Origin of the sequence: Micromonospora sp. NPDC049114 (assembly GCF_040648635.1) — a bacterium.
Lineage (GTDB): Bacteria > Actinomycetota > Actinomycetes > Mycobacteriales > Micromonosporaceae > Micromonospora.
On record NZ_JBEZEA010000001.1, the window covers coordinates 1,249,115 to 1,268,706 of the forward strand.

12 protein-coding genes are annotated in these 19,592 nt (G+C 70.5%); 2 read left to right on the top strand and 10 right to left on the bottom strand.

Features of this window, described 5'->3' with window-relative positions; translation table 11 throughout:
- Position 1: 1 nt before the first annotated feature.
- The 8 genes from AB0B39_RS05980 to AB0B39_RS06015 all read right to left on the bottom strand — a co-directional run bounded on the left by AB0B39_RS05980 (position 2) and on the right by AB0B39_RS06015 (position 14,946).
- Complete coding sequence (locus tag AB0B39_RS05980) at positions 2-3,703, bottom strand: discoidin domain-containing protein (protein ID WP_357573617.1); 3,702 nt, start codon at positions 3,701-3,703, stop codon at positions 2-4.
- A 186-nt stretch (positions 3,704-3,889) separates the two neighbouring features.
- Positions 3,890-6,796: a discoidin domain-containing protein gene (locus AB0B39_RS05985; RefSeq protein ID WP_357573618.1), complete on the bottom strand. Its 2,907-nt coding sequence runs from the start codon at positions 6,794-6,796 to the stop codon at positions 3,890-3,892.
- 146 nt (positions 6,797-6,942) lie between these two features.
- Positions 6,943-8,565, bottom strand: coding sequence for a glycoside hydrolase family 13 protein (locus tag AB0B39_RS05990; RefSeq protein WP_357573619.1), 1,623 nt, complete (start codon positions 8,563-8,565; stop codon positions 6,943-6,945).
- 142 nt (positions 8,566-8,707) lie between these two features.
- Positions 8,708-9,595, bottom strand: a complete 888-nt coding sequence (locus tag AB0B39_RS05995) for a carbohydrate ABC transporter permease (protein ID WP_234583192.1) — start codon at positions 9,593-9,595, stop codon at positions 8,708-8,710.
- Between the two features lie 11 nt (positions 9,596-9,606).
- Positions 9,607-10,515 (bottom strand): sugar ABC transporter permease, encoded by a 909-nt coding sequence (locus AB0B39_RS06000; RefSeq protein ID WP_234583191.1) that lies wholly within the window; start codon positions 10,513-10,515, stop codon positions 9,607-9,609.
- Between the two features lie 129 nt (positions 10,516-10,644).
- Complete coding sequence (locus AB0B39_RS06005; protein ID WP_234583190.1) at positions 10,645-12,024, bottom strand: extracellular solute-binding protein; 1,380 nt, start codon at positions 12,022-12,024, stop codon at positions 10,645-10,647.
- A gap of 346 nt (positions 12,025-12,370) precedes the next feature.
- Positions 12,371-13,375, bottom strand: a complete 1,005-nt coding sequence (locus tag AB0B39_RS06010; RefSeq protein ID WP_357491383.1) for a LacI family DNA-binding transcriptional regulator — start codon at positions 13,373-13,375, stop codon at positions 12,371-12,373.
- Positions 13,376-13,470: 95 nt separating this feature from the next.
- Positions 13,471-14,946, bottom strand: a complete 1,476-nt coding sequence (locus AB0B39_RS06015; protein WP_357491385.1) for an FAD-dependent oxidoreductase — start codon at positions 14,944-14,946, stop codon at positions 13,471-13,473.
- A 90-nt stretch (positions 14,947-15,036) separates the two neighbouring features.
- Between AB0B39_RS06015 and AB0B39_RS06020 the strand changes: the two genes are divergently transcribed.
- The gene (locus AB0B39_RS06020; protein WP_357573620.1) at positions 15,037-16,113 is read left to right on the top strand and encodes a serine hydrolase domain-containing protein; all 1,077 of its coding nucleotides are present in this window, start codon (positions 15,037-15,039) and stop codon (positions 16,111-16,113) included.
- 12 nt (positions 16,114-16,125) lie between these two features.
- Here the strand turns inward: AB0B39_RS06020 and AB0B39_RS06025 are convergent, their stop codons facing one another.
- Both AB0B39_RS06025 and AB0B39_RS06030 read right to left on the bottom strand, forming a co-directional pair.
- On the bottom strand, positions 16,126-17,448 hold the full coding sequence (locus tag AB0B39_RS06025; protein WP_357573621.1) for a deoxyribodipyrimidine photo-lyase: 1,323 nt from the start codon (positions 17,446-17,448) through the stop codon (positions 16,126-16,128).
- Complete coding sequence (locus AB0B39_RS06030; RefSeq protein ID WP_234583185.1) at positions 17,445-18,368, bottom strand: phytoene/squalene synthase family protein; 924 nt, start codon at positions 18,366-18,368, stop codon at positions 17,445-17,447. The genes AB0B39_RS06025 and AB0B39_RS06030 overlap by 4 nt, the downstream gene beginning before the upstream one ends.
- 64 nt (positions 18,369-18,432) lie before the next feature.
- On the opposite strand from AB0B39_RS06030, the gene AB0B39_RS06035 reads away from it, so the two are divergent.
- Complete coding sequence (locus AB0B39_RS06035; RefSeq protein WP_234583184.1) at positions 18,433-19,575, top strand: polyprenyl synthetase family protein; 1,143 nt, start codon at positions 18,433-18,435, stop codon at positions 19,573-19,575.
- The last annotated feature ends 17 nt before the right edge of the window (positions 19,576-19,592 follow it).

Genomic DNA, 19,592 nt, shown 5'->3' on the forward strand with positions numbered 1-19,592 from the left:
CTCAGTTGCGGTTGATGGTGAAGGTCGACGTGGTGTTGCGGATGTCCACCGCGTTGTTGCTCAACTGCAGGTTGTTGAAGGTCACCGACCCGACGGCCGGCCCCTGCCCGGACTCGGGCATCTCGTTCACCCAGATACCGAAGCCGGACTTCGCGTCGTAGGCGTCACCGCTCTTGCGGGCGCCGCTGATCGAAATGTTGGTGAAGACCGTGTCGGTGACCGGGAACTGCGGCTGCCCACCGACGTAGTTGGTCTGGAACATGATGCCGCTGTAGGTCGGGTCGACGATGTCCACGTCGCTGACCCTGATGCCCTGGAACACCTTCGAGGCGGAGAAGACCCAGATCGCCGGGAAGGTCTGCGCGCCCCAGAAGTGCCCACCGGCCCGGACGATCGAGATGTTCTCGAAACGGGTCGGCGGGCTCGCGCCGAAGCCGTTCATCGGGTAGCCGAAGTCGAGCGAGCTGATGGTGATGCCGGAGTAGACGAGCGTGTCCGCGATGTAGATGTTGCGGAACGTGTTGCCGTAGCCGCCGTAGACGGCCACACCGGCGGCCCGCCAGGTCAGGGTCGACGACAGGTTCTCGTAGATGTTGTCCCGCATGTCCGCGCCGCCCGCGTCGATCGCCGAGAACAGCGCGAAGCTGTCATCGCCGGTGGCCCGGGCGTCGTTGTTGCTGACCAGGTTGTTGGTGCTGCCGTTGGTCATGTTGATGCCGTCGGCGAACAGGTTGCGGATCCGCGAGTTCTTGATCGTCATGTAGTCGGTGTTGGCGCCCCAGTAGAGGCAGACCTGGTGCTCGGCCCAGATGTTGTCGATCACGATGTTCGACACGTTGGCGAAGTCGAACACCTTGCCCGGGCCGTCGATGCGCGAGGTGTAGTTGCCGAAGTAGGCGAAGTTCGCGAACGACGATCCGGCCGCCGAGTTCTCGGCCCGGAAGCCGATGTCGGTGTTGTCCTGGCCGGAGGGGGCGTTGAACCGGGTGTACCAGGGCCCGGCGCCGGTCACCTTGACCGCCTTGCCGTACACCTGGAACTTCGACGAGGTGGAGTAGTTGCCGGCGGGCAGGTACACCCCGATCAGGTTGCCGGTGGTGTCCATCCGCACCCGGTCCAGGGCGTTCTGCACGTCCTGGTGGGTGAAGCCGGCCGGCGTCACGTAGCGGGCCGAGTCCGGGTTCGCGATCGGCGAGACCTGCTCGGTGTTGATGAAGTCGATCGCGTAGTTGGTGGTGTTGGCCGCGTCCTTCTGGAGGCGGATCTTGCTGCCGGCCGGCACTGTCGAGTTGAGCATGACGTTGGCTTCGTCGTAGATGTGCCGCGGTCCGCCCGCGCTCGGCGAGTTGCCCGGGCTGGTTTCGTTGCCGTACAGCCAGGCGTAGCGGGACGTCAGGTCGATGGCCTTGTGGAAGGTGCCGTTGACGTAGATGTTGAGCGTCGAGTTGATGCCCCCGCCGCCGGACGCGTCCGGGATGGAGAAGCGGGTGACGAGCGTGTTGGTGCTGGCCCGGGTGGTGAACTCGACGTAGCTGCCGGTCGAGTTGAGGGTCACCGCACGCCGGCCGGATGCCTCACCGGCCAGGTCGCCGACGGTCCGGTTCGGGCCCACGACTGCCGCGCCGCCGCCGACCACGCCGTCCTCGGCCTCGTACATGTCGTACGGCATGTTGGCGCCGCGCCCGACGAAGAGCGGACGGTCGCTGCTGTTGTTGGTCTGCTTGACCGGCAGCTCGTTGGCGTCGGCGGCGAGCACGACCCGGACGGTGTACTTGCCGTTCGCGGCCGTCCAGGTGCCCAGGTTGACCGGGCCGACGGTGGCCCCGGCGTTGATCACACCGGAGTACGAGCCGGTCAGCGTACGCACGACCGTGCCGGACTCGTTGAGCACGGTGAGGGTGATGCCGTGCGCGCCGGACGCGGACGCCACGCTGCCGGCGTTGCGGATCGACACGGAGAACGTGACGGTGTTGCCGGCCGACGGGTTACCCGGCGACCAGGCGACCGCCGAGGAGACCAGGTCACTGGTGGCGACCGCGCTGACCACCAGCGGGCTGGGGTTGGTGTAGCTGTTGTTGGTGTCGTCGGTCTCGACGACGGTGTTCGACTCGTCGACCTTCGCGCTGAGCGGGTAGCTGCCCGCGTCGCGGGTGCCGATGCTGGCGCTGACGGTGGTCGACGCGCCGGCCGCGAGGCCACCGACCGACGCGGTGCCGACCCGCGTGGAGCCCAGGTAGAAGTTGACGGTGGTCGCGGCGGAGGCCGCCGAGCCGGCGTTCCGCACGGTCGCGGAGAGCGTGACGGTGCTGGTCTCCACGGGCGCGGACGGGCTGAACGACATGCCCGTCACGGTGAGGTCCGGGTTCGGCGCGGCAGTGCCGAAGACCTGGAACTCGGCTACCTGGCCGGCCGGGGCGCCGGTGTTCGAGGCGATCGAGAGCCGCACGTCGGCGGCGGTCGCGGAGACCGGGATGGTCACCGTGTTGCCGCTGCCCGGGTTGAAGGTGTAGTTCGTCGCGCCGACGAGCGTGGTGAAGGTCGACGAGCCCTGGTCCCGGCCGAGGACTGTGATGTTCTGGGTACGCGTGCCCCACGCCGAGTCCGGGTTGAGCTTCAACACGACCTGGCTGAGGCTGGCGTTCGCACCGAGCTGCACGGTCAGCGTGCTCGGGTTGCCGTTGCCCTCCCAGTAGGTGGCCACGTTGTTGTCGTTGGCGTTCGTCGCCACGAACGTGTGCACGAAGCCGGACGCGGTGATCGGCTTGCCGACCGCCAGGTTGGTCCCGGTCGGGTTGCCGGTGCCGGTACGGGTCACCGTGTTGCTGTTCGACGACTGGTTGCCGGCCGCGTCCTTGGCCCGCACGTAGTACGAGACCGTGGCGGTGTCCGCCTGGCTGTCGGTGTACGTCAGCGTCGAGCCGCTGACGCTGCCGCGCAGCGCGCCGTTGGCGTAGACGTCGTAGCCGGTCACCCCGACGTTGTCGCTCGACGCCGACCAGGTGAGCCGGATCTGCCCGCTGGCGGGCTGGGTGTACGCCAGGTTGCCGGGGGCGCTCGGCGCCTGGGTGTCGGTGCTGCCGCTGGCGCCGTACACCTCCACCTCGGAGAACTGTGCGGCCGGCCAGCCGGTGTTGCCGGTGACCTGCACCCGCACGTAACGGGTGCTGGTGGCGGTGAAGCTGGCGGTCGCGGTGTTGCCGCTGCTCGGGTTGAAGGTGTAGTCGGCGGACGACTTCAGGGTGCTGAAGGTCGAGCCGTTGGTGGATCCGAGCACCGACAGGGTCTGGGTGCGGGTCTGCCAGTCCGCCGAGGGCGGCAGCTTGAGCACCACCCGGTCCACGCTGACGGTGGCGCCCAGGTCGGCCTGGATCCACTGCGGGAACGCGTTGTTGGCGCTCTCCCAGTAGGTCGTGGCGTTGCCGTCGTTGGCGTTGCCCGCCACGTAGTTCTGGTTGTAGCTGCTGGCGCTCATGGTGGCCGAGAGCCCGGCGAGCAGGGCCGCGCGGGCGGAGCCCGCCGGGGCGGAGGCGGGCGTCGCTGCCGGTGCCGCGGTCGCGGGGGTGACGGCGGGAACGGCGGCGAGGAGCAGTCCGGCGAGTGCGCCGGCGAGCAGCCGCCGGCGGGCCGGCGCTCGGCCGCCCGGGTGGGCGGAACCGGGCGAGCCGGTTCGCGGGGTGCCTCGGGTGGTGCCGTTTCTGGACATCGGTGGCTACACCTCTTTCGGGGGTGGTGTGGGGTGCGTTGCCCGGTGACGGGTGCAGGGGTACGCCCGTCGTGCCGCGACAGGTGGGGGACGGTGCGGTGCGGGACGGGTGTGGGCGGGCCGGCGCCGCGCTGCGCCGGGCTCCCGACCGGTGGCCCCCGCCCCGCTCGGGCGGGGGCCGTCGGCCTAGCTGGAGTAGACCTCGAACTCGCTGAGCTGGCCGGCGGGCCAGCCGGTGTTGCCGGTGACGGTCAGCCGCAGGTACCGCTGGCTGGTCGCCGTGAAGGTCACGGTGACCGTGTTGCCGCTGGCCGGGTTGAAGGTGTAGCCGGCGGACGACTTCAGGGTGCTGAAGGTCGAGCCGTTCGTGGAGCCGAGCACCGACAGCGTCTGCGTACGGGTCTGCCACGCGGACGACGGCGGCAGCTTCAGCACGACCCGGGACACCGAACGGGTGGCGCCCAGGTCCACCGTCAGCGACTGCGGGAAGGCGTTGTTGGCGCTTTCCCAGTAGGTGTTGGCGTTGCCGTCCACCGCGTTGGGCGCGGCGTACACGTCGGAGTGGCTGGTCTCGGTGATCGACCGTCCGGCGGCGAGGTTGCCACTGGGCGGGGGCGTCGTCGGCGGGGCGGTGGTCGGCGGGGCCGTCGTCGGGGGTGCGGTGGTCGGCGGCGGCGTGGTGGCGGTTCCCCCGTACACCTCGACCTCGCTGAGCTGGGCGGCCGGCCAGCCGGTGTTGCCGGTGACGGTGACCCGGACGTAGCGGCGGTCACCGGAGGGCAGCGGAATCGACACGGTGTTGCCCGTGCCCGGGGCGAAGACCCGACCGGCGGACGACGCCAGCGTGGCGTACGACGAGCCGTCGGTGGAGCCCAGCACCGACAGCGTCTCGGTGCGCTGCTCCCAGCCGGCGGGCAGCTTGAGCACCACCCGGTCGACCGAGCGGACCGCACCCAGGTCCACGGTGATCGACTGCGGGAAGGCGTTGTTGGCGCTCTCCCAGTAGGTGGCCGCGTTGCCGTCGACGGCGTTGCCCGCCGAGTAGCTCTGGTTGGTGCTGGTCGCGGTCGTCGACCGGTTCAGCGCCAGGTTCCCGCCGGTGGGCGGCGGCGTGGTCGGGGGCGGCGTGGTCGGGGGTGCGGTGGTCGGTGGCGGGGTGGTGGGGCCGGTGGTCGGCGGGGTGCTGGGGCCGCCACCCCACTGCGGCTCCGGCCACGGGCCGCAGTACGGGGTCGGGGTGTACCAGCCCGAGTTGCCGGAGCCCTGGGTGATCTGGAAGCCGCCGCCCACGCAGTTGTGCATCGGGTTGCTCTGCGCGATGTTGGTGGCCCGCACGTTCGTGAACGACACCTGACTGGGCGCCTGCACCTGGAGCGCGTACGTGCCGGCGCCGTCGATCCGTACGTTGGTGAGGTTGATCCCGCTGGTCTGGCCTTCGATCCAGTGCAGCGCGGCGTACGAGCTGTCCAGGATGTCGGTGTCGGTGATGTTGATGGTGGCCTGGCTGAACGCCTCGTTGAGGGCGGAGAACCAGATCGCCCCGACGCCGAAGTTCCAGTTGTAGTCCGAGTTGCCGTTGCGGATCAGCGTGTTCCGGGCGATCGTCCAGGTGCCCCGGACCGCGGTGTCACCCTGCACGCCCGGGTAGCGGTTGGCGACGTGGATGCCACCGCCGTTGGTGAGCGAGTCGGCGGTCACGTTGTCGGTGATCTTGATGTCCCGGCCGCCGTAGCTGACCAGGTGGTTCGCCAGCAGCGTCACGCCGATGGTGTTGTGCGTGAACGAGTTGTTGACGTTCGGCACGCTCTGCGCCCACATCGCCAGGGCGTCGTCGCCGGTGTTGCGCACGAACGTGTTGGTCACCGTCGAGTTGGTGACGCCGGTATGGAAGTTCACCCCGTCGGCGGTCTGGTCCAGGATCCGGCTGTTGCGGATGGTGAAGTTGTCCATCGGGCCGTCCATCCACGCCCCGACCTTGGTGTTCTCCAGCCACAGGTTGTCCACCACCGAGTTGGTCATCGCCCCGCCCAGGGCGTTGACCTGGTCCTCGTCCACCCGTTCGCGGATGTCGCCGATGATGGCGAAGTCCCGCAGCGTGACGTTGCGGCTCGGCCCGCCGGCCTCGTGCGACCGGATCTCACCCGTGTAGCCGCCGCCGGGGACGTACTTGCCGTAGATGCCGGCGGCCCGCTTGCGGTCGGTGGGGTGCCGCCCGCCGAGCACCGAATACCACGGGCCCGCGCCGCGCAGGGTCACCCCGTCGACCACGACGTGGTCCCAGAGGGTGAACGTGCCGGTCGGGATCCAGACGGCGCGGCCCTGGGCCTTTCCGGCGTCGACCGCGGCCTGGAACTTCGCTGTCGAATCGGTCGCGCCGCTCGGGTCGGCGCCGAAGTCAGTGACCACGTCGATGACACCGGAGGGTTTGGCGATCGCCGGAGCGACCAGCTCGAAGTCCGCCAGGTCGATCGTGAAGGACGGCGACTGGGCGGTCGAGGAGACCTGGAACCGGATCTTCGTACCGGCCGGGTAGGTGGTGCCGAACATCGTCCGGGTCTCGTCGTAGAAGTGGTGCGGGTTCGTGTCGCCCGGGTTGTTGTTGAACGGGTATCCGCCGTAGTACCAGCCGTACCTCGACGTCACCGGCACCGACTTCAGCAGCGTGCCGTTGGCCCGCAGGTCGAGGGCGGCGTCCCGGCCGGTGCCGGAGGGGCTGTCCGGCAGGCTGTGCCGGAAGGTGACCGCGTTGGCCGGGGCGGTGAGCGTGAACTCGACGTACTCGCCGACGGCGTCGAGGGTGACCGCCTCGCGGCCGGACGCCTCCGACGGCAGCGTGCCGTAGCGCCGGTCCGGGCCGATCTTCGTGCCGTTGTGAGCGGCCTTCTCGGCTTCCTGTTCGAGAAACGGGACGGTGGCCCCACGGCCGGAGATGTCGAAGGGGGACAACCCCGCCGCCGAGGCCGGGGTGGCACTGCCGGTGACCGCGAGGACGGTCAGCGAGGTGGCGGCGAGCAGGGTGGCGGCGATCGCGGCCAGCCCGGCGCGCGCCGGGTGTCGGAGGTGGTGCGGGGTGGCGGTGGTGTGGTTGGCCATGAGCTGCGCTCTCCCTTTCGTCAGGCAGGCCAGGTCCCCCGTGTCGGTGCGGCGTAGCGGTCCCTCGTACTCCCTCCTCGGGCGCGGTGCTCGGGTGGTGCGGTGCCGGCGGTCGGGACGGGACCGCCGGCACCACGTCGGTCGGATCAGGTCAGGGCGGCGGCGTCCGCGCGCGGTCCGTCCACCTCTTCGGGGGTACGCAGCCAGACGGCCGTGTCCGACGGCAGCAGACCGTCGTCGAGAGGGCCGCTGGCCAGCAGCAACTCCCCGTCGGCGGGCAGCGGCACCGCACCGTCGGTGAGGTTGACCAGGCAGCGGAAGCCACCGCCGCGGCTGAACGCCAGCACCCCGTCCGGGGCGGGCAGCCACGTCAGCTCACCGTCGCCGAGCGCCGCCTCGGCCCGCCGGAGGTGGATCGCCGCCCGGTACAGCTCCAGCATCGAGGCCGCGTCGCCGGTCTGCGCCAGCGCCGTGCGGTCCTTCCAGTCGGCCGGCTGGGGCAGCCACGGCGCGGCGGCACCCTCGGGGCTGAACTCGAACGGCGGCTCGTCCCCGGCCCAGGGCAGCGGCACGCGGCAGCCGTCGCGACCGGGGTCGATTCGACCGGAGCGTTCCCACATCGGGTCCTGCCGCAGCGCGTACGGGATGTCCTCGACCTCCCAGAGCCCCAGCTCCTCGCCCTGATAGACGTAGGCGGCGCCGGGCAGCGACAGGGACAGCAGCGCGGCGGCCCGGGCCCGGCGGGTGCCCAGCTCCAGGTCGGTGGGGATCCCCTCGCGCTTGGCAGCGAAGCTGAACGTGGTGTCCGCCCGGCCGTAGCGGGTGACGTGCCGCGTCACGTCGTGGTTGGAGAGCACCCAGGTGGCCGGCGCGTTGACCGGCGCGTGCGCGCTGAGCGTCCCGTCGATACTCTCGCGCAGCGCCGAGGCGTCCCACGCGCAACCGAGGAAGTCGAAGTTGAACGCCGCGTGCAGCTCGTCGGGGCGCAGGTAGTTGGCGAACCGCTGCCGGTCCGGCAGCCACACCTCACCGATCAGCGCCCGGTCGGCGTACTCGTCGGCGACGCGACGCCAGCCCCGGTAGATGTCGTGCACCCCGTCCAGGTCGTGGAACGGGTGCGGCCGGTCCGGCTCGACCTCGGGCAGCGTCCCGTCCTTCACCAGCAGGCCGGCGGAGTCGATCCGGATGCCGTCGACGCCCCGGTCGAACCAGAACCGCAGGATGTCCTCGAATTCGGCCCGCACACGGGGGTGGTCCCAGTTGAAGTCCGGCTGCTGGGGGGCGAACAGGTGCAGGTACCAGTCACCGGGCGTGCCGTCCGGGTTGGTGGTGCGGGTCCAGGTCTCGCCGCCGAACTCGCCGACCCAGTCGGTGGGCCGCTGGTCACCGTTCGGGCCCCGGCCGGGACGGAACCAGAACAGGTCCCGTTCGGGCGCTCCCGGGCCGCCGGCCAGCGCGGCCTGGAACCACGGGTGCGCGTCGGAGCAGTGGTTGGGCACCACGTCGACGATCGTCCGGATGCCGAGGTCGTGCGCCTCCGCGATCAGCGCCTCCACCTCGGCGAGCGTGCCGAAGACCGGATCGATGTCGCGGTAGTCGGACACGTCGTACCCGGCGTCGGCCATCGGCGACGGGTACCAGGGGCTGAACCAGATCGCGTCGACGCCGAGCGCGGACAGGTGGTTCAACCGGGACCGGATGCCGGCGATGTCACCGATGCCGTCGCCGTTGCCGTCGGCGAAGCTCCGGGGATACACCTGGTAGATCACGGCTCCACGCCACCACGGACTTCTGTCAGCTGTGGACACGAGCACCTGCTTTCTGCGTCAGTACGTCGGCGGGTTCGCCGCAGGGAGATATGTGTCGGGACGAACTGTCGTCGTTCGTCGCGCGGGTGGATGCGGTCGTGGGCTATCCCTTGATGCCGCCCGTGGTCAGACCGGACATGATGTTCCGTTGGAAGATCAGGAAGATGATGACAGTCGGGATGGCGGCGATGACCGACGCGGCGATCACCACGTTCATCGGCGTACCACCGGCGAAGGTGTAGATGCCGACACTCACCGTCCGGGTCTCGGGCGACGGCATGACCAGCTTCGGCCAGAGGAAGTCCTTCCAGACCGCGGTCACGGCGAAGATCGAGACGACGCCGAGAATGGGACGCGACAGCGGCAGGATGATCGACCAGAGCGTGCGCAGCGACGACGCCCCGTCCATCAGGGCGGCGGCCATCAACTCCTCCGGGATCGAGTCGAAGAACCGCTTCAACAGGAAGATGTTGAAGGCGTTCGCGACCATCGGCAGCCAGATCGCGAACGGCGAGTCGAGCAGGTTGATGTGCAGGATCGGCAGGTCGAGCACCGTCACGTACTGCGGAACGATGAGGACCATCGCCGGGATCATCAGGGTGCCCAGCATCAGGGCGAGGATCGTGTTGCCGAAGATCGGCCGGAGCTTCGACAGGGAGTACGCGGCGGCGCTGTCGAGGACGAGTTGGAACAGCACCGCCCCGATGGCGTAGTAGAACGTGTTGAACAGCAGCTTGGCGAGGGCCAGGTTGTTCCACGCGTCGATGTAGTTCTGCGGCTGCGGGTCCTTCGGGAACAGCGACGGCGGCGTCTGCGCGATCTCCTGGCCGGACTTGAGCGCGCCGGTGACCATCCAGTAGAGGGGCCCGAGGAAGACGAGCGTGAAACCCGCGACGACGACCACGAGCAGCGTCCAGTAGATGACCTTGCCGCGCCCCCGGCTCAGCTGGGAGTGGGAGATGAGGGTCCGGGTACCGGAATCCTGTGCCATTGGCCGCCGTCCTAGTCCTGTTTCGCAGTCAGTCGCACGTAGACGGCGGAGAAGCCGGCCAGCACCACGAGCATGATCACGCCCAGCGCGGCGGCGCCGTTGAGGTCGTTCTGGAAGAACCCGTGCTGGTAGATGAGGTACGCCACCGAGGTCGCGGAATCCTCGGCGCCCGCGCCGTTGGCGAGGATCAGCGGCTCGATGAAGAGCTGCATCGTGGCGACGATCTGCAGCATCGCCAGGAGCGCGAGGATCAGCCGGGTCTGCGGGATCGTGACGTGGCGGATCCGCCGCCAGATCCCCGCGCCGTCGAGCTCCGCCGCCTCGTACAGCTCACCGGGAATGTTCTGCAACGACGCCAGGTAGATCAGCACCGCGCCACCCATGTTCATCCAGGTGGACGCGATCACCATCGCCGGCATCGTCATCTCCGGTGACTGCATCCACTGCGAGGTGGGCAGGTGCAGTGCCTTCAGGATCGCGTTGAACAGCCCCGCCTCGCTGGGGTCGTACGCGTAGAACTTGAAGAGGAACAGCGCCGAGGCCGGCGGCAGCATGACCGGCAGGTAGACCAGGACCCGCAGGTATCCCTTGGCGTGGCGGAACTCGTTGAGCAGGATCGCCACGAAGAACGGCACCGCGTAGCCGAGCACGAGCGCGAGCACCGTGAAGTAGAGCGTGTTCTTCCAGGCGGGCCAGAAGCTGGGGTCGGCGATGAGACGGGAGTAGTTGTCCCAGCCCACCCAGGTCGTCTCGCCGCGCCTGGTCCGCTGGAAGCTCATGACGATGCCGCGGACCATCGGGTACCAGGAGAAGACCACGAAGCAGAGCACGGCGCCGATCAGGAACGCGTGCCCGGTGAGGTTGTCCCGTACCTTGCGGCCGAGGCTCGTGCGCTGCGGCCCTGTCGCGTACGGCGACATCGGGCGACCCGGTTTCCTGGGGGCCTGGGGGACGGCGGTGATCGCCAAGGCAACTCCTGCGGAAGTCAGTGACGCGGACGGTGCGGCGCCGGGTGTGGGGGCCGGCTGACCGGCCCCCACACCTGCCGGTCAGCTCTCGGCGGCCAGGAGCTGGTTGACCTTCTCTTCGGCCGTCTTGAGCAGCGCGTCGATGTTCGCGTTCGGGTTCGTCAGCACCCCGGACATCGCGGCGTCGAGGACCGCGTAGATCGCCTGCGCGTTGCGGGGCTCACCCTTGATCGGCACCGGAGTCGCCTCGAAGATCGCGAAGTTCGCGGTGTCGACGTTCGCGTTCGCCTTACGCAGTTCGAGTTCCTGCTTCTGCGCGTCGCTGCCGTTGGCGAACAGCAACGGCTGGGGCAGACCCACCGGGTAGTTCTGCGGCTTCGCCCGGACGTAGTCGAACTGACCCTTGCCCGGCGTGAGCTTCTGGTAGGCGATCCACTTCAGACCGGCCTTGACCTGCTCCGGAGACAGGTCCTTCTTGAAGAAGTAGCCCTCGCCGCCGCCGAGCGTGCCCTTCGCCGGACCGTCCTGGCCGGGCAGCGGAGCCATCGCCCAGTCCTGGAACTTGCCCTGGAACTGGCTGACGATCGCCTGGGTGGCGTCCGGGGCGCCGATGAACATGCCGACCTTGCCCGCTCCGGCGTTGGTCAGCAGGTCACCCCACTGGAGCAGCTGGCGGGAGCCCATGCTGTTGTCGCCGTACCGCATGTCCTTGATGTTCTGCAGGACCTGCTTGCCCATCGCGTTGTTGAAGTCGGCCTTCTTGCCGTCCGGGGTCAGCACCTGGCCGCCCTGCGAGTAGAGCAGCGAGGTGAAGTGCCAGCCGCCGGTGTTGCCGGCGCTGTACTCGGAGTAGCCGGCGATGCCGTTGCCGAGGGCGGAGATCTTCTTGGCGGCGGCCCGGACGTCGGCCCAGGTCTTGGGCGGGTTGTTGACGTCGAGCCCGGCCTTTTCGAACAGGACCTTGTTGTAGACCAGGCCCATCGAGTAGTTCTTCACCGGGACGGCGTACAGCTTGCCGCCGTCGGTGAAGGCCTCCTTGAGCGCCGGGTCGACGCTGTCCCAGGTGGGGATCGTGTCCTTGTTGACGACACCGGTGATGTCCATCGCCTGGCCGGAGTCGAGCACCTGCTGGAGATCGGTCATGTACCCGTAGAACACGTCGGTCACCGTGCCGCCGGCGAGGCGGGCGGTGAAGTCCGGCGGGTTGTTGCACTGCTCGCCGACGCTCACGCTCTTGACGACGATGTCCGGGTTCTGCTTCTGGAACTCGACGACGTCGTCGTTCCAGTTCTTCAACAGCTCTTTCTGGGCGCCGACCGGCTGGCAGTCGACGGTGATGGTGACCTTGCCGCCGGCGGTCGTGTCCTTGTCGTCGCTCTTCGTGGAGCATGCCGTGAGGCTGAACCCCAGGCCGGCCACGAGCGCCAGCGCCGCAGCCCTTCGGTATTGCGGTACGGACATCTGTCCATCCCTTCGGGAACGGGTGTCTCCATGAGATGCGCTGATCTGCGGTGATGCGACCTGACGCCCTGTAGCTGCGCCGGAGCCAGGTGTGAGTGGAGTCACTGTAACGAGGGCGACTCATTTCAGCAAGGTGTCGACGGGGTTTTGAAAAGACACGACATAGTTACGGCAGACACCGACAGTGACGTGTTTTGCGCCGGGTTTGATGGCTTTCCGGCCGCTCTGGCCCACGGGTGATCCGGCAGTGATCGCCGCGCTGCGGACGACCACGAAAAACCGGCCGCCGACCGCGGGAAGCGGTCGACGGCCGGTGGGCGGTCGGTCTAGTACGACAGGGGCACGCTCAGCGGCCGGGCGCGGGCGCCGTGGAGCCGCGAACCACCAGCTCCGGCTCGAACAGCAGCTCGTCCTGCAGGACGCCGGCACCCTCGATCTGGGTGACCAGCAGGTCCACCGCGGCCTGCCCCATCGTCTCGATCGGCTGCCGCACGGTGGTCAGCGGCGGGTCGGTGCAGGTCATGAACGCCGAGTCGTCGAAGCCCACCACCGAGATGTCCGCCGGCACCGCGCGACCCAACCGCCGGGCGGCTCGGATGGTGCCCAGGGCCAGCACGTCGCTCGCGCAGATGATGCCGGTCACGCCGCGCTCGACCAGTTTCGTCGCGGCGACCCGCGCGCCCTCCATCGAGAAGCTGGATCGCTCGACGCACTCCCGCTCGGCGTCGCCCCAACCCGCGGCCTGGACCATGGCGTCCAGCTTGCGACGGGACGGCACGTGCCCCTCGGGGCCGAGCACCATCCCGATCCGCTCGTGGCCGAGCGAACGCAGGTGTCCGTACGCCTGCTCCACCGCCACCGCGTCATCGGTGGAGACCCGGGGAAAGCCCAACTCGTCCACACCGGCGTTAACCAGGACCACGGGAAGGCCCCGATCGGTGAGCCGCCGGTAGTGGTCGTGCTTGGCGTCGGCGAGCGCGTACGAGCCACCCGCGAAGATCACGCCAGAGACCTGGTGGTCGAGGAGCATCTCCACGTAGTCCATCTCGGACACGCCACCGATGGTGCGGGCGCAGAGCGCCGGGGTGTAGCCCCGCTGGGCAAGGGTCCCGGTGACCACCTCGGCGAGCGCCGGGAAGATCGGGTTCTGCAGCTCGGGCAGCACCAGCCCGACCAGCCGGGCCCGCTCCCCGCGCAGCTTGGTCGGCCGCTCGTAGCCGAGCACGTCCAGCGCGGTCAGCACCGCCGTCCGGGTCGTCTCGGAGACCCCGTCCCGGCCGTTGAGCACCCGACTGACGGTGGCCTCGCTGACGCCCGCCTTCTTGGCAACTTCAGTCAACCGCTTGGTCACGGCCGCAATCGTACGTCACCTGGATGAAAGAAATGAACAGCAGAATGGTCGAATTTTGCTGTCACGCTGTTGTGCCTCGTCACCGTTCAGCGCCGTCAGGACAGGTTGCGCAGCGCGTCCTCGATGGCGCGGTGGAAGGTCGGGTACGCGTAGATCATGTGTCGCAGTTGGCTCAACGGCACCGCCGCGTGCACCGCCACCACCAGCGCGGACAGCACCTCGCCACCGGCCGGGCCGACCGACGTCGCGCCGATCAGCACGCCCTGGTCGGCATCCGCGATGAGCTTGATGAAACCCTCGTCACCGACCTGGTGGATCCAGCCACGGGTCGAGCTGCCCAGCTTGGTGAACCCGACCTGCACGTTGATACCGCGCTCGCGGGCCTGCTGCTCGGTCAGCCCGACGGCCCCGACCTCGGGATCGGTGAAGGTCACCCGGGGCAGAGCGCGGTAGTCGGCGCGCGGCACGGTGCCGGCCGAACCACTCGACCCGCTCGCGGCCAGCGAACTGGAAGCGCCCATCGCGCCGCCGACGACGCTGGCGGTCCCGCTGGCGTCGGCCCCCGCCTTCGCCTCCCGGGCGTGGGCCAGCAGATCGGCCACGACGATCCCCGCCTGGTACATGGCGATGTGGGTGAACGCCCCCTCGCCGGTCAGGTCGCCCACCGCCCAGATGCCGTCGGTGACGTGCAGCCGGTCGTCCACCGGCAGGTAGCGCTGGGTGGCGTCCACACCGACCGTGTCCAGCCCCAACTCCTCCAGGTGCGCCCGGCGGCCGGTCACCACGAGCAGCCGCTCGGCGGTGAACTCCGCCCCACCGCCGCCGCGCAGCGTGAAACGGTCACCGTCGTGCTCGACCCGTTCCGCCCGTACACCGGTGTGGATCTCGACGCCGTCGGCGCGCAACGCTGCGGCGGCCACCTCGGACGCCTCGGGCTCCTCGACGGCCAGCACCCGATCCAGCGCCTCCACCACCGTGACGCGGACGCCGAAGCGCGCGAAGACCTGGGCCAGCTCCAGCCCGATCGCGCCCCCGCCCAGCACCAGCAGCGACTCGGGCAGGTGCTCGACCTCGATCGCCTGGTGGTTGGTCCAGTACGGCGTGTCGGCCAGGCCGTCGAGCGGCGGCACCGAGGGCCGGGTGCCGGTGCCCAGGACGACACCGTGCCGGGCCTGGAACACCTGGTCACCGACTTGGACCCGACCCGGGCCGTCGAGCCGGCCACTGCCCCGGACGAACCGGCCGCCCTTGCCGGTGAACCGCTCGACCGCGACCCTGTCGTCCCAGCTGTCGGTGGCCTCCTCGCGGATCCGCTTCGCCACCGACGCCCAGTCCGGCCGGACCTGCGCCGTGCCCGCGAGCCCGTCGACACGACGCGCCTCGGCCAGCGCGTTCGCGGCCCGGATCATCATCTTGCTCGGGATGCAGCCCCAGTACGGACACTCGCCGCCGACGAGGTCCCGTTCGACGCCGACCACTGTGAGGCCGGCCTCGGCGAGCCGCCCGGCCACCTCCTCGCCGCCGACCCCGAGCCCCACCACGACCACATCCACCAGCTCCGGCTCCGCCATCGGAACAGCATCCCCCAGCGGCCCCACCCCGACCACCGGGGTCCGGAAAAGTCGGCACTCCCACCCCGTCGGACCGCCTACGGTGATCCGATGCCTGCACGCTTCGACCCCGTCCGGGACTGCTTCCACGACCTGCTCGCCTCCGGCCGGGAGTCCGGCGCCGGCCTGACCGTCTGGTACGACGGTCAGCCGGTGCTCGACCTGGTCGGCGGCTCCCGGACCGCCGACGGGCCGTCCGGCCGACCGTGGCGGCCGGACACGCTGGTCAACGTCTACTCGGTCAGCAAGCCGGTGGCCGCGCTGTGTCTGCTGCTGCTCGTCGACCGGGGGCAGGTCGACCTCGACTCGCCCGTCGAGAGGTACTGGCCGGAATTCCGCACCCCGGCCACCGTGCGGCAGGTGTTGTCACACACCGCCGGGCTGCCGGCCTTTCCGGTGCCCCGGCCGGCGGCCGCCATCACCGACTGGGCGCTGCTCGCGGGCGACCTGGCCGCCGCCGACCCCGAGTGGCTGCCCGGGTCGCTGGCCGGAGAGCACGCCTGGACGTACGGCCACCTGGTGGGCGAGCTGGTCCGTCGGGTCGACGGCCGCGGCGTGGGCCGCTTCCTGGCCGACGAGATCGCCGGCCCGTGGCGGCTCGACCTCGGCTTCGGGCTGACCGCGACCGACCAGCGGCGGTGCGCGGACCTGCGCTACAGCGACCCACAGTGGCCGAGCCGGAAGCTCGGCGAGCCCGGCTCACTGCGAGCCCGGGCGATGGGCAACCCGGCGGGCGGGCTGGACCTCGCCGTGCTGAACAGCACCCTGTGGCGGGGCGCCGAGATGCCGGCGGTCAACCTGCACGCCTCCGCCGCCGGCCTGGGTCGGCTCTACGCCGGCCTGCTGGCCGGTGGCGTCCTGGACGGCGTACGGCTCTTCAGCCCCGGCCTCGTCGACGAGGCCACCCGGGTCCAGTACGACGGACCGGACCTGGTGCTGGAACGCCGGGTCCGGTGGACGCTGGGTATGCAGTGGGAGCCGGACGGCAGCTGGGGCATGGGTGGGCTCGGTGGCAGCAGCGCGTGGGCCGACCCGGAACGCGGCTACGCCCTCGCGTACGTCACGGCGCAGCTCGCGGAACACGACCGGGTCGACGAGCTCGCCGAGGCCCTGCACTCGGTGCTCTGACGCACCGACGCCTCAGCGCAGCCAGACCGGATCGGTGCCGGGCACGGACAGCGGCGGCGGGTAGTCCACCGTGCGGCGGAGGTCGTCGGGCAGCTTCCACGGCTGGTGGATGGCCTTGCCCGGCACCTGCGACAGCTCCGGCACCCAGCGGCGCACGTAGTCGCCGGCCGGGTCGTACCGCTCGGCCTGCCGGACCGGGTTGAACCCCCGGTACGGCTTGGTGTCGTTGCCGGTGCCGGCGACCCACTGCCAGTTGCCCGAGTTGTTGGCCACGTCCCCGTCGAGCAGCCAGCGGAAGAAGACCTTCACGCCGGCCCGCCAGTCCTGCCCCAGGTGCTTGGTGAGGTAGCCGGCGGTGATCAGCCGCGCCCGGTTGTGCTGCCAACCCTGCGCCCGCATCTGCCGCATCCCGGCGTCCACGATCGGCATGCCGGTCCGCCCCTGCGCCCAGGCCGACAGGGCGTCGTCGTCGTAGCGCCACTCCTCCGTGGCGCCCCGCCGGTAGGCGGCCGTCGAGATCTCCGGAAACGCGGCGGTGACCTGGTAGTAGAAGTCGCGCCAGCAGACCTGCCGGACGAAGGGCCCGGACCGGTCGCCGGCACGGTTGGCCACCGACAGCGGGGACACGCAGCCGAAGCGCAGGTACGGGCTGAGTCGGGAGGTGTCGTCGCCGGCCATGTCGTCGTGCTGGTCGTCGTACCGGCCCAGCTCGGGCAGCCACTCGGTGAGCCGCTGTCGGGCCGGCCGCTCGCCGCCGACCGCCGCGTCCGGCGACTCCCCGGCCGGCGGTGCCGGCAACCGACCCACGCGCATCCCGTCGGGCAGCGCGATCCGGCGGGGTGCGGCCAACTCGTCGCGCCACCGCGCGGCCGACCACGCCCGGTGGTACGGGCTGAACACCCGGTAGTGGTCGCCGCCGCCGGGTCGCAACGCACCCGGTTCGACGACAGTCAGGCCCGGAAAGAGCCGCAGGCGCAACCGGTGCCGCTCACACTCGGCGCCCAGTCGCCGCTCCCGGCGACGGGCGTAGCGGCTGACGTCGGCGGAGAGCGCCACAGCTGTCGCGTCGACCTCGCCGGCCAACCGGATCGTCTCGGCCACCGGGTCACCGCGCCGCACCACCAGGTCGCCGCCGCGCTCGCGCAGCGCGTCGCGCAGGTCGGCGAGCGCCTGGTGCAGGAACCGGGTGCGGTTGGCCGACAGCCCGGCCAGAGCCGGGTCGAGCACGTACAGCGGCACCACCCGGTCGAACGCCGCGCAGGTGGTGGCCAGCGCCGGGTGGTCGTGCACCCGCAGGTCGCGGGTGAAGAGCACGATCGCGGTGCCCGCCGTCACCGGGCCGCCGGCTGGACCGTCGGCCCGGGGATCGTGACCGGGGTACCCGTCGAGGTGAGCAGGGCGCGGGCGGCCACCGCCATCCGCCGCCGCTGTGGCACCAGGGCCCGGCGGGTGAAGACGTCGTAGTCCTGCGCGGCCACCTCGTCGAGGATGCCGCCGTAGAGCGCGTACGCGGTGCGCATGCACGCCTGCGACGCCGGCGCGAGCATGGTGATGCCGGGCGCGGCGGCGGCGTAGTGCGCCTGGGCCCGGGTCACCTCGTACTCGATCAGCTCGCGCGTCCGGGACGTTCCGCGCCCGCGGGCGCTGGCCTCGGCCAGGTCTTCGCGGGTGACGCCGAACTTCGCCAGATCCTCGTCGGGGAGGTAGGTGCGACCCCGGTCGAGGTCCTCGGCGACGTCGCGGATGAAGTTGGTGAGCTGGAAGGCGAAGCCGAGCTGGCGGGCCGGCTCGCGGGCGGCCGCCGGATCGGTGCTGCCCAGGATCGGCAGCATCATGGTGCCGATGACCGCCGCCGAACCTTCCATGTAGTCGAGCAGGTGGTCGTACGTCGCGTACGACGTGACGGTCAGGTCCATCGCCATGCTCTTCAGAAACGACGCAAAGTCGTCGCGGTCGAGGTCGAAGATGGCGATCGTGTGCAGCACTGCCGGCAGCAGCGGGTCGTCGACCGGCGCACCGTGCAGACCCGCCACGAAGCGGCTGGCCCAGTCGTCGAGCCGGGCGGCTCGCTCGGCCGGTGGCAGGTCCTCGGTGCGGTCGACGATCTCGTCGGCGTACCGCGTGAAGCCGTAGAGGGCGTGTACATGTCGTCGTTTCCACGCGGGAAGCAACCGGGTGGCGAGATAGTAGGTACGCCCGTGACGTTTGTGCAGCTCACGGCAGCGCTCGTAGGCAGCGGTGAGATCCGTGTCCACCGGCCCTCCTCAATTATCGACGCACCAATCGACGCAACTCGTACCCTAGGGTACGCTCGCCAACATGGCCAACGACGCAGTAGCGGGCAACGCGACCCGTATGGCGCCGACCGGGCCGGGCGACAGGGACGATCCGGTCCGCGCCGTCCTGGCCGCGTACACCCAGGACCTGATCACGGCGGTCGACGAGACCCTCTCCACCTTCCTCACCGCCGAGGTCGACGCACTCACCGAGATCGACGCGGCCATGGGCGGCTTCGCGTCCGCCGCGCGCGAGGCCGTGCTGGTCGGCGGCAAGCGGATCCGGTCCACGTTCGCCTACTGGGGCTGGCGCGGGGCGGTCGGCGGCACCGAGCCCCTCCCACCGGTCCTGCCCGCGCTGGCCGCCCTCGAACTGCTGCACACGTTCGCGCTGGTGCACGACGACGTGATGGACGCCTCCACCACCCGCCGCGGCCGGCCCACCGCGCACGTCGCGCTCGCCGCGCAGCACGTCGCCGCCGGCCACCGGGGCGACCCCGGCCGGTTCGGCGAGGCGGCCGCCGTGCTCATCGGCGACCTCTGCATGGTCTGGGCCGACAAGCTGCTCGCCCGCGCCACCATCACCCCGGCCCGCCTGTTCGAGGTCCGCCGCTGCTACGACCAGATGCGCGTTGAAACCGTCGCCGGGCAGTACCTGGACGTGCTCGGCGAGAACGACCCGACCAGCTGGTCGGTCGACCGGGCGCTGCGCGTGGCCCGCTACAAGACCGCCAGCTACACGGTGCAGCGACCGCTGCTCTTCGGCGCCTTCCTGGCCGGGGTCACCACCGACACCGCGCTGGTCGCCGCGTACACCCGCTACGGCCTGGCCGTCGGCGAGGCCTTCCAGCTCCGCGACGACCTGCTCGGCGTCTACGGCGACCCGGCGGCTACCGGCAAGCCGGCCGGCGACGACCTGCGCACCGGCAAGCCGACCACGCTGCTCATGCTGGCGCGGCAACTGGCCACGCCCGGCCAGCTCCGGGCCCTGGAGCAGGCCGACGGTCAGCCGGTCGACCGGCTCGCTGACCTGGTCGCCGAGACCGGCGCGGTGGCCCGCGTGGAGCGGATGATCGCCGAGCGGGTCGGCGACGCCCTGGCCGCGCTCGACAGCGCACCCGTGGACCGGACGGCGCGTACCGCGCTGACCGGGTTGGCCACCGCCGCCACCAGCCGGCGGGCCTGATGAGCGATTCTGACGAG